At 63.1% G+C, this 13,549-nt stretch carries 14 protein-coding genes and 1 pseudogene; 13 read left to right on the forward strand and 2 right to left on the reverse strand.

Annotated elements, in window-relative coordinates; genetic code table 11:
* Positions 1 to 37 precede the first annotated feature (37 nt).
* Positions 38 to 229 carry a hypothetical protein gene (locus AB0O28_RS03135; protein WP_363635673.1) on the reverse strand — a complete coding sequence of 64 codons (192 nt, stop codon included), beginning with the start codon at positions 227 to 229 and terminating at the stop codon, positions 38 to 40.
* Positions 230 to 336: 107 nt separating this feature from the next.
* Between AB0O28_RS03135 and AB0O28_RS03140 the strand changes: the two genes are divergently transcribed.
* From AB0O28_RS03140 to AB0O28_RS03175, 8 genes and pseudogenes are all read left to right on the forward strand, one after another.
* On the forward strand, positions 337 to 600 hold the full coding sequence (locus AB0O28_RS03140; protein ID WP_363635675.1) for a tyrosine-type recombinase/integrase: 264 nt from the start codon (positions 337 to 339) through the stop codon (positions 598 to 600).
* Between the two features lie 359 nt (positions 601 to 959).
* A complete protein-coding gene (locus AB0O28_RS03145) occupies positions 960 to 1,565 on the forward strand; it encodes a superoxide dismutase (RefSeq protein ID WP_363635677.1) in 606 nt (201 codons plus the stop codon).
* 1,054 nt (positions 1,566 to 2,619) lie between these two features.
* Positions 2,620 to 2,865, forward strand: coding sequence for a hypothetical protein (locus AB0O28_RS03150; RefSeq protein WP_363635679.1), 246 nt, complete (start codon positions 2,620 to 2,622; stop codon positions 2,863 to 2,865).
* On the forward strand, positions 2,862 to 3,221 hold the full coding sequence (locus AB0O28_RS03155) for an Arc family DNA-binding protein (RefSeq protein WP_363635681.1): 360 nt from the start codon (positions 2,862 to 2,864) through the stop codon (positions 3,219 to 3,221). Before AB0O28_RS03150 ends, AB0O28_RS03155 begins: the two co-directional genes overlap by 4 nt.
* 831 nt (positions 3,222 to 4,052) lie before the next feature.
* Positions 4,053 to 4,817: an ABC-three component system protein gene (locus AB0O28_RS03160; RefSeq protein ID WP_363635683.1), complete on the forward strand. Its 765-nt coding sequence runs from the start codon at positions 4,053 to 4,055 to the stop codon at positions 4,815 to 4,817.
* Complete coding sequence (locus AB0O28_RS03165) at positions 4,814 to 5,035, forward strand: ABC-three component system middle component 6 (protein ID WP_363635685.1); 222 nt, start codon at positions 4,814 to 4,816, stop codon at positions 5,033 to 5,035. The genes AB0O28_RS03160 and AB0O28_RS03165 overlap by 4 nt, the downstream gene beginning before the upstream one ends.
* Positions 5,023 to 6,777 (forward strand): DUF2326 domain-containing protein, encoded by a 1,755-nt coding sequence (locus AB0O28_RS03170; protein ID WP_363635687.1) that lies wholly within the window; start codon positions 5,023 to 5,025, stop codon positions 6,775 to 6,777. The genes AB0O28_RS03165 and AB0O28_RS03170 overlap by 13 nt, the downstream gene beginning before the upstream one ends.
* A 343-nt stretch (positions 6,778 to 7,120) precedes the next feature.
* Positions 7,121 to 8,017: pseudogene (locus tag AB0O28_RS03175) on the forward strand (IS481 family transposase); the annotation flags it as partial.
* 1,017 nt (positions 8,018 to 9,034) lie between these two features.
* On the opposite strand, the gene AB0O28_RS03180 reads toward AB0O28_RS03175, so the two are convergent.
* Positions 9,035 to 9,988, reverse strand: a complete 954-nt coding sequence (locus AB0O28_RS03180) for a Shedu immune nuclease family protein (protein WP_363635689.1) — start codon at positions 9,986 to 9,988, stop codon at positions 9,035 to 9,037.
* A 102-nt stretch (positions 9,989 to 10,090) separates the two neighbouring features.
* Here AB0O28_RS03180 and AB0O28_RS03185 point away from each other — a divergent pair, with 102 nt between their 5' ends.
* The 5 genes from AB0O28_RS03185 (at position 10,091) to AB0O28_RS03205 (ending at position 13,549) form a co-directional block, all read left to right on the forward strand.
* A complete protein-coding gene (locus tag AB0O28_RS03185) occupies positions 10,091 to 10,933 on the forward strand; it encodes a helix-turn-helix transcriptional regulator (protein ID WP_363635691.1) in 843 nt (280 codons plus the stop codon).
* Between the two features lie 96 nt (positions 10,934 to 11,029).
* Positions 11,030 to 11,449 (forward strand): ATP-binding protein, encoded by a 420-nt coding sequence (locus AB0O28_RS03190; protein ID WP_363635693.1) that lies wholly within the window; start codon positions 11,030 to 11,032, stop codon positions 11,447 to 11,449.
* Between the two features lie 83 nt (positions 11,450 to 11,532).
* Positions 11,533 to 11,721 (forward strand): hypothetical protein, encoded by a 189-nt coding sequence (locus tag AB0O28_RS03195; protein WP_363635695.1) that lies wholly within the window; start codon positions 11,533 to 11,535, stop codon positions 11,719 to 11,721.
* Positions 11,722 to 11,864: 143 nt separating this feature from the next.
* Complete coding sequence (locus AB0O28_RS03200) at positions 11,865 to 12,707, forward strand: sigma factor-like helix-turn-helix DNA-binding protein (RefSeq protein WP_363635697.1); 843 nt, start codon at positions 11,865 to 11,867, stop codon at positions 12,705 to 12,707.
* Positions 12,707 to 13,549, forward strand: a complete 843-nt coding sequence (locus tag AB0O28_RS03205) for an integrase (RefSeq protein ID WP_363635699.1) — start codon at positions 12,707 to 12,709, stop codon at positions 13,547 to 13,549. The genes AB0O28_RS03200 and AB0O28_RS03205 overlap by 1 nt, the downstream gene beginning before the upstream one ends.

The raw sequence follows: 13,549 nt of genomic DNA on the forward strand, positions 1-13,549 counted from the left end.
ATGTGAGGGGCAACTGGCTGAGATGCAGCTCACAGCATCAGGCCGACTGCGCCACCGGTTTCGGGGCCGTGGACAGCTCCGCCCGGTGTCGGCTGTCGGCCCTGATCAGCACGTCGAGCGCATCCCGGGTCTCTATCAGGTGCGCGATGTCGGCGTCGGTCCGGTCGCGCTCGCGCATCATCGCCGTGAACGTATCCTCGGCGATGCCCAGGTCACCTGGGACGTCCACACACGGCAGCACAATCGCGATCACCCTGCTGGACATACCCGCGTCGAACAGCTGTCGGATGAGTGACACGCGTCTTTTCGGGGTGGCAACTTGCGGCGGGAGGCCAAGTGGGCGGAGCGCTCAAGGAAATGGGCGTCAAGGGCCTGCACTTCCACGACCTACGGCACACCGGCAACACGCTCGCCGCGCAGTCGGGTGCGAGCCTCGCCGACCTCAAGGCCCGGGTGGGTCACGACAGCGACCGGGCCGCGCTCATCTACCAGCACGCGACGCGCGACGCCGACCAGAGGATCGCCGACGCACTGAGCGCTCGCGTGGCGGCCGACCGGAAGGCGGCCAGCGGCAAGAAGGAGAGCAGTGCTGAGAGCTAATGGCCCGGACACCGCTTCCCAAGATCAGGAAGGCGGTGTTTTTCGAGGTGGAGCCTAGGGGATTCGAACCCCTGACTTCCTGCTTGCAAACACGTAAGCCGATCATGATTGGCCTGCGTCTCTGCTGCTGGGGCGACTGATCACGCTCTCCGTGACTCCCCGTTACTCCCCCCTGATCACCGACCCATCGGGCACGCAACGGGCACGCCGCCCGAGGGCGCTCCTCCTTTGAAAAGCTGTCCAGCGTCAGCACCTTAAGCGGGTGTGCTGCCGTCTGATCTTGCTTCTGTCCTCCCTTGTGCACCTCCATGCTCTTGCAGCAGACTCGTAGTTGCGAACAACTTGCAATAAGGGGACTGATGACTCGGTACACGCTGCCCGACATGCCCTACGACTACGCGGCACTGGAGCCGGCGATCACGGGCGAGATCCTGGAGCTGCACCACGCAAAGCACCACGCGGCCTACGTGAAGGGCGCCAACGACACCCTCGACCGGCTCGCCGAAGCCAGAGACAAGGGAGAGTTCGGCGGCCTCGTCGGGCTGGAGAAGACGTACGCCTTCAACCTGTCCGGCCACGTCCTGCACTCGATCTTCTGGCAGAACCTGTCACCGGACGGCGGGGACCGGCCCGACGGCGCGCTGGGCGACGCGATCGACGAACACTTCGGCTCCTTCGAGGCCTTCCAGAAGCAACTCACCACGGCGACGAGCACCGTGCAGGGCTCCGGCTGGGGTGTACTGGCATGGGAGCCACTCGGCCGGCGACTCGTGGTCGAGCAGGTGTACGACCACCACGGAAACGTCGGGATGAACACCACACCACTCCTGGTGTTCGACGCCTGGGAGCACGCCTACTACCTGCAATACCGCAACGTCCGGCCGGACTACGTCGAGAAGTTGTGGAGCCTGATCAACTGGAACGACGTCATCGCCCGGTTCGAGGCCGCACGCGGCGCGGCCTGACGACCGGCCCCGAGCGGGGCCATCCATGACCGCGACGGCCTGTGGGTACCCGGAAATCCTTCCGAGCACTGTTCCGACACAGGCCGTCGCTCATGAACCTTACGCCTCACCCCGAGCACCTGTAGCGCTATGGGTCGCCCTGATGGTCTTCTCTGAAGACCTCGCGCCAGCTCACCCGGCCAGGCTCGGCGAGAGCACCCCCCTCCGCCTGATCGTCCCGTCGCCGTCGTCCCACCCGCCAGGGGAGCGGGCCAGGGCCACGGGGTCAAGGTGGAGCGCCCTACTGGACGAACGACCTTGACCCCGTGGCCCTGGTCTGCTCGGCTTGTCCTGGGGCGACGGCGGCGGGACGATCAGCACCGCAACCGCCTACGGCCCTGACCTGTGCACGGGTGATCACCCCCGAGCCGGAGGCCCCCGCCGGAGGCATAATGCGGCGAGTGCTGTGTCTGAGTCCGGAACGGGGCCATCTAGCGCCTGCTGGCGGCGGTGCGGCGCTCATCAGGGGGATGCTTGGGTACGGCGGGCTGGTGTGCGGCGGGCGGCGCGAGCCGCTGCCGGCCGGGACCGGCCCCCAGGCCGCACGCCCGGACGGCGGGCGGGCGATGCGCCGCCGCCTTGACAGCCTCGCGCGAGGACAACTCAAGAGTGGATCGGGCACGCAACGGGCACGGAAGAGCGCGAAGGCCGATTAACGATCAAAGCCCAGGCGGGGAAAACGGTCCCTGGCCTGGGCTTTCGAGTGGGTGGAGCCTAGGGGATTCGAACCCCTGACTTCCTGCTTGCAAATCGGCCTGATCACCAGGGGACACGGCCCCGACCTGGGCGAGAAGCCGTCCACGAGTAACCGTGAGTGCCCCCTGTTGACCGCCCTTAATGGCCCGCTAATGGCCCGCCGCTCAGCCCGTGACCTGCCGGCGGACACGCGCCCCTGGGCCCCACCCCGTCCTCTTCGTAACCGCGAACGCCCAGGACGCAACCGCCGTCTCGATGATCAGCTCGCTGTAGACCGGAACCCCCTACCTACAGAGGTTGTGTCCGACATAATATGGGCATGAAGAAGTTGCGCTTCTACCAGTCGGCGAGGAGGCACCGCATCGGGCAGGCGCATGCCTTGCATGTTGTCCGATCTGGGCCCCCAGTGATCGTGCCGGCCAGAGACCCGACCCTGGAGGATCGATGGGTTTGGATCGGCCCCGACGATCGGGGCATAGAGCTGGAGGTGATCGGCATCCTCACCGACAAAGCTCTAGTGATTATCCACGTGATGCCGACCGCGCTACGGAGAAGGACGCCATGACTGAGCACCAGGCAGCCTGGCCACCCGAAGACATCGAACTGGCCCTGGACCACGACTCCGATATCGACAGCGACTCCGAAGAGATCCACGACACCAAAGGCAACCTGATCACGGACGAGTACGTGCGGGACGCAATCGGTGACGTTCATCGCGCGATCGATGAGGGCCGCGTACCCGTGCCGACCAGTCGTCCCGGACGTCCATCGCTCACAGGCGAGGGCACCCATTCCCCAAGGGTCTCCTTCAGACTCCCGGAGGAGTTGCGTGAACGCGCGAAGGCCCGCGCCGAGCAAGAGGGCAAGAGTGTGTCCGCGCTGGCACGGGAAGCCTTTGAACAGTTCCTCAGAGCAGGATGAACACGTGGCGGACGAGCGGCGGCACCAGGGGGCTAAGCAGCTCGACAGCCTCGCGCGAGGACAACTCAAGAGTGGATCGGGCACGCAACGGGCACGGAAGAGCGCGAAGGCCGACTAACGATCAAAGCCCAGGCGGGAAAAACGGCCCCTGGCCTGGGCTTTTGAATGGGTGGAGCCTAGGGGATTCGAACCCCTGACTTCCTGCTTGCAAATCGGCCTGATCACCAGGGGATACGGCCCCGACCTGGGCGAGAGGCAGTCCGCGAGCGACCGTGAGTGCCCCCAGTTGACCGCCCTTAATGGCACGCTAATGGCACGGCGATCACGCGACCCGACCTGCCCAGACAGGGGCCCGCGCGGCTCGTTTCCTGGTCCGCCCCCGTTCTCCTCGTAGCTGCCTGCCCCAGGCCGGGGCCGCCGTGTCAAGGGTCAGCGAAGCTGATCGCGTAGCGACGCCGTAGGCGCCCTTGACTCGGCGGTCCCGGCCGGGACACTCGGACAGCGAGGAGGACGAAGGGCCATCGGATCATGCACGGAGTAGGACATGACTGACTTGATGCCGACCCAATCCGGGACATGGCTTGTGGCGCACAAAGCGCACACCTCCCGCCCAGCAGATAACACCCGGGTCATTGCCAGTGCTGCCCTCACCGTCCAAGAAGAGCATTATATCTGGATGTCTAAAACGGACTATCAATGCACGCTTAATCCCATAAGTACCTATATGTCCGGTTTCTAGGTATCAAGAAGGGCAAGATCCAAGTCCTTCCCCTACTCGGGGATCGGTTACGCGAGTATCCTAAATAATGCAAAGGTGATGGAGGGGGGATAATGAAAAGCAGAAGTTATTCAGAGCAAACTATCAAGCAGCTCTTTGGATTAACCGCCGCAAGATGCTGTTTTCCGACTTGCCGGAAACGCGTTGTTTATCCCGCCACCGAACTTAGCGGCCCAACCGTTACGGGCGATATCGCACACATTCGAGCATTTTCTGATGGCGGCCCGAGGGCGGATTCTTCCCTAGATGGAAAAAGCCGTAACAAGTTTGAGAACCTGCTACTACTATGTGCAGCATGTCATCGTCTAGTCGACGGCCAGCCAGAGGAGTATCCCGACGAGATCCTGGCCGCGATGAAGGAAAGACATTTAGACTGGGTGAATAGCAGGCTTGAGCGCGAGATGAGCGACATCAAATTTGACGAGTTAGAGGTAGTCTGCAAAAAGATTATATCTACCTCGTTAGCCGATTCCTCGCAGATGATCGCGGTTCCTCCTGAGGAGAAGCTGACTATCAACGGCCTGAGCCCTAGGAGCGCAAAAAAGATCCAGATGGGTCTGATGCAGGCACCTCAAGTCGCGAGCTACTTAGCAAATATGGCGACTTATGTGGACGCCGATTTCCCGCGGAGACTGATCGCAGGATTTCGCGCGGAGTACGATAAGCATTGGTCCAATGGCCTGCGCGGGGATGCCTTATTTCTCCTCATAGAGCTTTTCGCGGCCGGCGGAGTACAGGATTTCGAAAGACATGCGGCTGGCCTAGCGGTGGTCTCACATCTGTTTCAGATCTGCGACCTCTTCGAGACGGTACCATGATCGCACCCAACAAGTACGTTCAGACGTCGCACTCAATCCTAGGGCAGGCGGCGGAGATTCTAACGCTTAGGCGAAGCGGAATGAGTATCTCCTCCCTCTGGGATGAAGTGAAGGCTAAAAAGCACATCTCTTATGAGCGCTTCATTTTATCCTTAGATTTTTTATACGCGGTCGGACTTGTCGACCTGCATGAGGGAACGCTACTATGGCGGCATTAAAAATACGCAAGGTTTATGCCAATCAGCCGTCCTTCCAAGAAATCACCCTCAATGACGGGCTCAACTTAATCCTCGCAGAAAGAAGCGAGGGTTCGAGCGAGCATGATTCGCGGAACGGCGTTGGAAAAAGCACCTTTATAGAAGTGCTTCATTTCTGCCTTGGCTCCTCCCTGACCGCAAAAAGCGTTATCAGCCAGCTCCGAAATAGCGACTGGCAATTCGGTCTGGAACTTGAGATAGATGGCGCCAGGATTCACGTTCGGAGATCTTTCAGCGCGCCCAATCAGGTTATTGTATCTGGCAACCTCCGACAGCTCGGACTTGAAGACGAGAACCGGATGTTCCCAGACGAAGGACAGACATTATCCGTTAAGGCATGGAAAGATTTCTTGGGGTCCGTAACCTTCGGCCTCGGGAAGGATATAGTCACACAGAAGTTTTCACCTACATTCCGGGCTCTGATTACCTATTTTGCCCGCTCAGACCGAGACGGATATATCGACCCATTCACCACCTCTCGGCAAGTTAGAACCTGGCAGAAGCAGGTTTTCAATGCGTATCTGGTAGGCCTGAACTGGAACTATGCATCACAGTGGGAGGAGCTACGAGAGGAAGAGAAAGCTATCCGTACGATCAACAAAGGCTCGGCTACCCGTAATCGCGAGCTCATGTATGAGCTTGAGAACGAGCGAGTTCGACTGATCGCAGAACAACGGCGACTCGAAGAGCAGGTTTCAAACTTCGTGGTCGTGCCGGAGTACAAGGTCATAGAGACTGAGGCCCGCGCGCTAACGCGCCAGATGCGCGATTTGGCCAACGAGTCTGCGATCCTGTCTCAAATGCTCGAGAAGTACGAAGAGCAAATGGAGTCCGAGTCGTCTGGAGACTTGGACAAGGTGCAGCAGATCTTCGAAGAGGCAGGTCTCCTGTTCCCTGAGCAGCTCAGCCGAAACTTAGACCAGGTCGTCGCTTTTCATTCACAGGTAACTCAGTATCGTCGGGACTATTTAAGTAACGAGATAATCCGGCTTCGTAAGCAGGTGCATGACAATCAGCAACGTCTTGCCGAACTGGACCAACAACGGTCCACTCGTCTACGTATGCTTAATACTGGAGGCGCAGTAGAAGAGCTTGGGGCGCTCCAAGTTAAGTTAGGGCGTACTTTAGAGCGCCTGCAGGTGGTGGATAATCGGCTGTCTAGCCTAGAGACGGTTACCGCGGATGAAGCTAACGTGGCTTCGGGTCGTCAAGCCCTGCTTAGCCGTGCCCTCCTAGATAGAGCTGAGCGAAGAGCCCGTTGGAGCGCTGTCATAGCCAATTTCGTGGCTGCCACAGAATACCTGTACGACAATCCGGGCACTTTGAATTTCGGCGTGAACGAGAACGGCTATACGTTCCAAACTAAGATGCCTCGGTCGGGCTCTGATGGCGTAGAGAACATGGCAATCTATGCTTACGACATCGCTCTAACACAAGTTTGGTCAGCGCAGCTGAACCGTCCCGGCTTCCTGGTCCACGACAGCATCCTGTACGAGGGTGTGGATGAGCGCCAAGTCGCCTTGGCTCTGAACTATGCCAAGGAGCAGGCAGAGCGGTACGACTTTCAGTACGTTGCGTTGCTCAATACTGATGACTTACCAACCGACGACCTTGCACAGCTGGGGCTCGACTGGCGCCGCTATGTCAGGAGAGAACTGGACGACTCAAACGCCAGCTCTACCTTGCTTGGCTTCCGTTTCTGATTGGTAGGTGCCTTCCGACCACAGGTACGTCTTGAAAGCCAGACGTTCCTCAGGTGAGCGTGAAATGGCATGCTCCAGAGGAGCGGCTTCGCGCTGCTGGCGGCCGGGACCGGCCCCCAGGCCGCATGCCCGGCCGCCGAGCGGGCGCAGGGCCGCGAGGCGGCGCGGAGCGCCGCCCTTGATACCTACAAGAACAATTCGGCACTACACCCGGCCCCCGTTGTGTCCTGTCCCGCGACATGCTTGACACATCAGTCCCAGGACATGTTTGACAGGTGCCGTTTTCGGTCGATCTTTCGTGCGTCGTTTGCGGATGGCGCGCGTCAGGAGGCCGGGATTGGCCCTGGTCGATTTGTCGGTTGTCGAGCAGCGTTATCGGGCGGTTTTGGCGGTCCTCGCCGGGGCGAGTGTGAGCGAGACCGCCGCCCAGGTCGGGGTGTCGCGGCAGACGATGCATTCCTGGCTGCGCCGCTATCGGGAATCCGGTTTGTCGGGGTTGGTCGACCGTTCCCGTCGTCCGAAGTCGTCGCCGTCGCAGTTATCGGCGGAGGTGGAGGCGATGGTGTGTGAGCTGCGGCGTGAGCATCCGCGGTGGGGTCCGGTCCGGCTGGTGCACGAGGCCAAGCGCCTGGGCGTGGATCCGGTGCCGTCGCGGATGGCGGTGTATCGGGCGCTGGTGCGCCATGGCCTGGTGAATCCGCGGCAGCGGCGCAAACGCCGGGAGGACTACCTGCGGTGGGAGCGGCCTGCGCCGATGCAGTTGTGGCAGATGGACATCGTCGGCGGGGTGTTCCTGGCCGACGGGAGTGAGGCAAAAGTCGTCAGCGGCGTCGACGACCATTCCCGCTACTGCGTGATAGCGCAGGTAGTGGCTCGTCCGACCGGGCGGGCGGTGTGCCTGGCCTTCGCGGCGGCGCTGCAGGCCTTCGGGGTGCCGGAAGAGGTGCTGACGGACAATGGCAAGCAGTTCACCGACCGGTTCGGCAAGGGCGGGGAGGTGCTGTTCGACCGGATCTGCCGCGACAACGGCATCACGCATCGCCTGACTCAGCCGCGTTCGCCGACCACGACAGGGAAGGTCGAGCGCTTTCACCAGACGCTGCGCCGCGAGCTGCTCGATGACGCGGTGCCGTTTGAGGACCTGGCGGCGGCGCAGGCCGCAGTCGACGCCTGGGCGGTCGAGTACAACACCCGGCGGCCGCATCAGGCGATCGGCATGGCATGCCCGGCCGAGCGATTCGCGCCCACGACCGACAGTGGGGAGGAGCTGCTGCCGCTGCGGCTGCCCGGCGCGCTCAAGGCAATCGACGGCCAGGCCGTCGATCAGCGCGCCCCGCAGCAGCCGTCCCCGTCGCCGGATCCCACTTCGCCGGCCGCTCTCGCCGAGCCCGCGGACCTGGTCGACGGCGAGGAGCCGGTCAGGGCGTGGTCGGGCGGGCCGGTGGAGTTCGACCGCGTCGTCCCGGCCAGCGGCAACATGTTCGTGGCGGGCCGGCAGTTCTGGCTCGGCCCGGACCGGGCCGGGGTGATGGTGACGTTCTGGGCCGACACCGACGTCATCCACCTGCTGGTTGCCGGAGTGCGGATCAAGAGTTTCCGCTCCCACCTGTCGAACGCCGACCTGGCCAAACTTGCCGCAGGCGGGGGACGCGCGGCCGGGCCGGCGCCGCTGCCGCCCGCCGAGCCGGGCACGGCGGTGGAGGTGGATCGGACCGTCAGCCACTCGGGCACGGTCAGCCTGGCCGGGCGCGTCGTGCTGGCCGCCGAGATTCTCAACGGCCGGCGGGTGACCGTCCGGATCGAGGAACACACGTTGATGTTCTTCGACCCCGAGACCCGCGAGCTGCTGCGCACCCGGCCCAACCCGATCGACTGGGACCGGGTACGGCACCTGCGCGACGCCCGCCCTGCTGGGCCGCCACCGAGGCCCTCGGCCGAGCCGGTCACGGTGCAGCGGGTGGCCAGCAACAGCGGCGTCATCATGGTCGTCGGGCAGAAGGTCGCCCTCGGCCGCATCCACGCCCGTGCCATCGTCACAGTGCACGTCAGCGACACCACGTTGACGATTGAGCTGCCCGACGACACCCGCGTGGTCCGCCGCGCCACCACCCAGCCCGTCCGCAGCGTCAAAGCGGCCCGGCCCCGCAAGGCCGGTCATGTTTCCTAGGGTGCCCGTCAAGCATGTGGTGGGACAGAACTGTCAATCATGTCGTGGGACTAGACAACCCGGCCCCCGTTGGCAGAGTCGCCAGTTTCTCTACGCGAGAACGTTGACCAGCATCCTCACATTCTCAAATAGCTCGTCGTACGTAATTATCTTGACATCGGGAAACCCACTTCTAAATAGTTCGAACGATCTCAACTGGGCCCCAGAGAGCCTTTCTTTTTCGGTGTTGCCAATTATCAGTACAGCTCGTGGGGCCGGTGCTCGCAAGTCACTTGCAGCTAGCGTCAGGGTTGGCAAATTGACCATCAGGCTCGACTTGTATTCGAGTAACTGCACGCAGGAGCCGACCAGGTCCCGAGACGGAGAGAACGCATTGTCGCGATACTGCGTACCCATCAGCCTCGTCGCCGGCGTTTTGATCTCTAGAACAGCGACATTATCCCGATACTGAGCTATGAAGTCCGCTATATTTCCACCAGTGTTTGCGATAGACTTACCACCCACATAGCATTTTGATTTCAGCGAATAAGCCCTACCTTCGAGCGGTACCGCAAGGACCTCTGGGTAGTTGCAAAAAAGTTGTTGCCAGAACTCCTCATCTCCGTTGCCATGCTCTTTCTCCCATATCTCCAGAGCACCTCTTAGCCTATCGGCACCTCGCGAAGTGGGCGGCAATGGTGGAGTTTCCACACGAGGAATTCCTGGAGCGCGATTAAGGCGTGAAGAAATCTCTTCCTGTATGCGGGCGACGTGATCGTCACGCATACTCGCTAGTCTTTCGGCCGTATATCTCTCTGCGTCACGATCAACCAGGACATGATGACTTGGACACAGAAGGATTAGATTGTCATACGAACGGAGTTCGACCATCGGCTTATTACTGTCATACCGAAGCCCACCCGGAATGGGAGATGATATATAGGCGACCTCCACCAATGGCGTCCCGTCATCGAGGGATCTCGGCGCCTTACAATCAGGGAAAGCACACAGCCCGCCCGATAGAGAATAAACCTTCTTCAGCTCTGCGGACGAGATCGCCCTCATGAGAAGCCTCCTCGCTATACCCCTGTCGCAGGGTAGCTTTCATGGCCCCTCGACGAATCCCTCTTCGGGAAACAGTGGCCGCTCTCGTGGTAGAACGCTTGGGTGGAGGCTCGACAGGACCGACTACGAGAGCTCGGTGAGCTGCTGCGGCGGCTGCGCAAGGATGCGGGACTGACTGGTAAGGAGCTGGCTCAGCTCGCCGGGGTGGCGCAGCCGACGATTTCGCGGATGGAGACGGGGCGGCTGTTGCCGACTCCGGAGACGGTTGAGCGGGTGGCCGGGGCTCTCCAGCTCGACCAGGACGCGCGGCGGGAGTTGGAGACGTTGCTCGTGCGGCTGCGTGATGAGGTGTCCCGGATGAAAGGTGGGTTGGCTGGCCGGGAAGCGGCGAACTCTGCGCGGGTACGCTCATCGAAGTGGATGGCGGTCTTCTCCTCGGCCATGGTCCCGGCGCTGTTACAGACGGCGGAGTATGCGCGGCTGGCGGTGGCGATCGGCCGGGATATCGATGAGGACGATGCGGCCAAGGCTGCCGCCGTACGGGTCGATGCTCAAGCCGTGCTGTTCGAGGAGAGCCGGCGGTTCGCTTTCGTGCTGACCGAGAGCGCCGTGCGTACCTGGCCGGGGACGCCGTCGTTGATGCTGGCGCAGCTCGACCGTTTGGCCCAGGTGTCGACGTTGCCGCATGTCCGGCTCGGTGTCGTGCCCTGGAGAGTGGAGGCTCCGGCCTTCCCGCTGCACGGCTTCACCATCTTCGATGGGTCCGTGAGTGTGGTGGAGAGCCTGACCGGTGACTTCACCCTGACCGAGGCGGCCGAGATCGGCGCTCATGAAGAGACCTTCGAGGCGTTCGCGGGCTCGGCCTTGTACGGGGAAGAGTTGCGGGCGCTGCTGGGCGAGATCGCGGCGGACTTCCGGGAGTTGGCGAAGCAGCTCGAGGATTGACGCATTTATGCGTCGTATTCCTTGAGATACTTCTAGTGTTGGTCATACGCTCACGTCGAAGGCATGTCTAGCCCCCTATACGACGGAGCGTGTTCCATGCCCCCATGGCGCCTGTCCCGGCACTTCCTCGGCCGTCCCACCTCGGTCACCGAAGCCCGGCGCTTCATCACCGCAACCCTCGGCGCCTGGCCGGTCGTCGAGTCGGCCGAGCTCATCGTGAGCGAACTGGCGACCAACGCCGTCCGGCACACCGCCTCGGCCCGGTTCGGTGGCAAGTTCATCGTCAGCATCCAGGCCGAACCTGATCAGGTCTGGCTCGGCGTCACCGACGAAGGCGGCCCCGAAGTTCCCCGGCTCGTCCGGCCCAGCAACGACGAGGGCGGCCGGGGCCTGCTGCTGGTCTCCAACCTGGCCGACAACTGGGGCGTGTACGGCAACCAGGCCGGCCGTACCGTCTGGGCGCTGCTCAAGGTCGACCCCATCGCAGCCGCCGCAGCAGCGGCGTGCCGGCCATGAGCTGCGTGAGCCCGCACGTCCCCGATCGGCGGCAGTCAGGATGCACGAAGCTGGCATGGTTTGAGCCCTCGGGCGGAGCGCGGGTGCGAGTGCTCGCCTGGACCTGCGACTGCCTGGCCATGGTGTATGAGCTGTGCCAGGCGGGCGGGCAGGGGTTCATCCGGCGCACCCTTCAGAAGGAGGACGCCCCCGAGATCCACGAGACCCACCGCTGGCCGCTCGCCCAGGCGCATGAGATCTGGGCGGGCTTGCTGACGGGAATGACGCGGTGAGCCCGCGAGGTGTCCCTAACCGGCGCTCAGCGATCCGGGCCGTGGACCCAACCGGCAAACCCGCCAAAAGCGTACTGTCAAGAGGGATAGACGGCATTTCGTCTAGGGCCCTAGACTCGGCTGAGCACCACCGAGGAGGAACTGTGCCACCGAGTGACCTGGATAAAATCGCCGCGATCGACGATCCCTATCTGTTGCTCCGGGTCGCCACCGAACGACTCAATGCCGCCCAGCAAGAAGTCACCGAACTGGCTCGCCTGCGCCGCCGCGTCATCCAAGAACTCCACGCCCAGGGCATGTCGTATGCGCAGATCGCCGAGAAGGCCGGCCTGTCCCGTGGGCGTATCCACCAGATCCGTCATACCGGCCCTGCACCTGAGGGCGCGTTCCTCGGCATCGGGGCGGTAACCGTGGTGACCCCGCTCCGGCACGATGCCGCGACCGGCCGCTCCATGGTCGCCCTTGACGACATGCGCGCCGGCAAGCGCCTGGAAGACCTCGCCCGGACCTTCGGCCTGACCGTCGCAACCGACAACGTCACCGTCGACGGGCAGATCGACCTCAACCGCCCAGGGCTGCTCGTCATCTGCGGCCCCCGCATGTCCGATGCCATGCGCCAGGCGTACGACGCCGACCCGGTCATTCACTGGGAGCGCGACGAGACCGGCTGGAAGCTTGTGGACACGCGTACGGGCCGCGAGTATCGATCCGGCTCCCAGCTCGACCCCGCGCAGCCGACCGACTCGGCCTTCCTCGGCCGGTTGCCGCGGCCGGACGGCAACGGTTCGTTCCTGGCCATCGCCGGTATCCACCCCAACGGCTCCCTCGGCGTCATCCACCTGCTCGCCAGCGAGATCGCCACGTTGTGGGGGCAGGTCGGCGACCGCCGCTTCTCCTGCGTGGTCGGCGTCGAATACGACCCGCAAACCGGGGAACCAGTGCGGGCGGAACTGGCCAGCCCGCTCTACCGGCACGAGGACACCTGATGCGCGTCGCTTTCGCCAGTGAACCCGCCTACCCCGGCCGGCCCAATGAAGACTTCATCGGCGCCACTGCCGACGCCGTCGTCCTGCTCGACGGCGCTAGCATCCCCCCAGGTGTCACCTCGGCCTGCTCGCACAGCGTGCGGTGGTACTCCCATACTCTCGGCTCCACCCTGCTCGCCGAGATGACCCAAAGCGCCGGCCCCCTGCCCGAACTCCTCGCCCAGGGCATCAAGCACGTCACCTCACTGCACGACTTCACCTGCGACCTGGCCCACGGCGGCTCCCCCTCCGCCACCGTCATCATGCTCCGCCAGGCCGCCGACCACCTCGACTGGCTCGTCCTCGGCGACAGCACCCTCATCCTCGACACCGGCACGCCCGAGCCGATCGTGATCTGCGACGACCGGCTAGAACAGATCGCCTCACCACACCGCACCCGGCTCGACAGCCTGCGCGGCGGCACACCCGAACACGCCGAAGCCCGCCGCGAGTACGTCGAAACCCTCGGCACCTACCGCAACCGCGACGGCGGCTTCTGGGTCGCCTCCACCGACCCCCTCGCCGCCGACCACGCCCTCATCGGCACCATCCCCGCCGACCAGGTACGCGCTGCGGCCCTGCTCACCGACGGGACTGCCGACACCGTCAGCCGCTATGGCCTAATGACCTGGCGACAGCTCCTCGACGTCCTGGCCCAAGACGGCCCGGCCGAACTTGTCCGCCGAGTCCGTGAGGCGGAGCACTCGGATCCCCACGGCGAACGTTGGCCACGCAGCAAAACGCATGATGATGCAACAGCGGCCTATCTCCAGCATCGAGCTGGGGACTTTCGATCCGTGTGA

This window comes from Microbispora sp. NPDC088329, from assembly GCF_040685655.1.
Taxonomy (GTDB): domain Bacteria; phylum Actinomycetota; class Actinomycetes; order Streptosporangiales; family Streptosporangiaceae; genus Microbispora.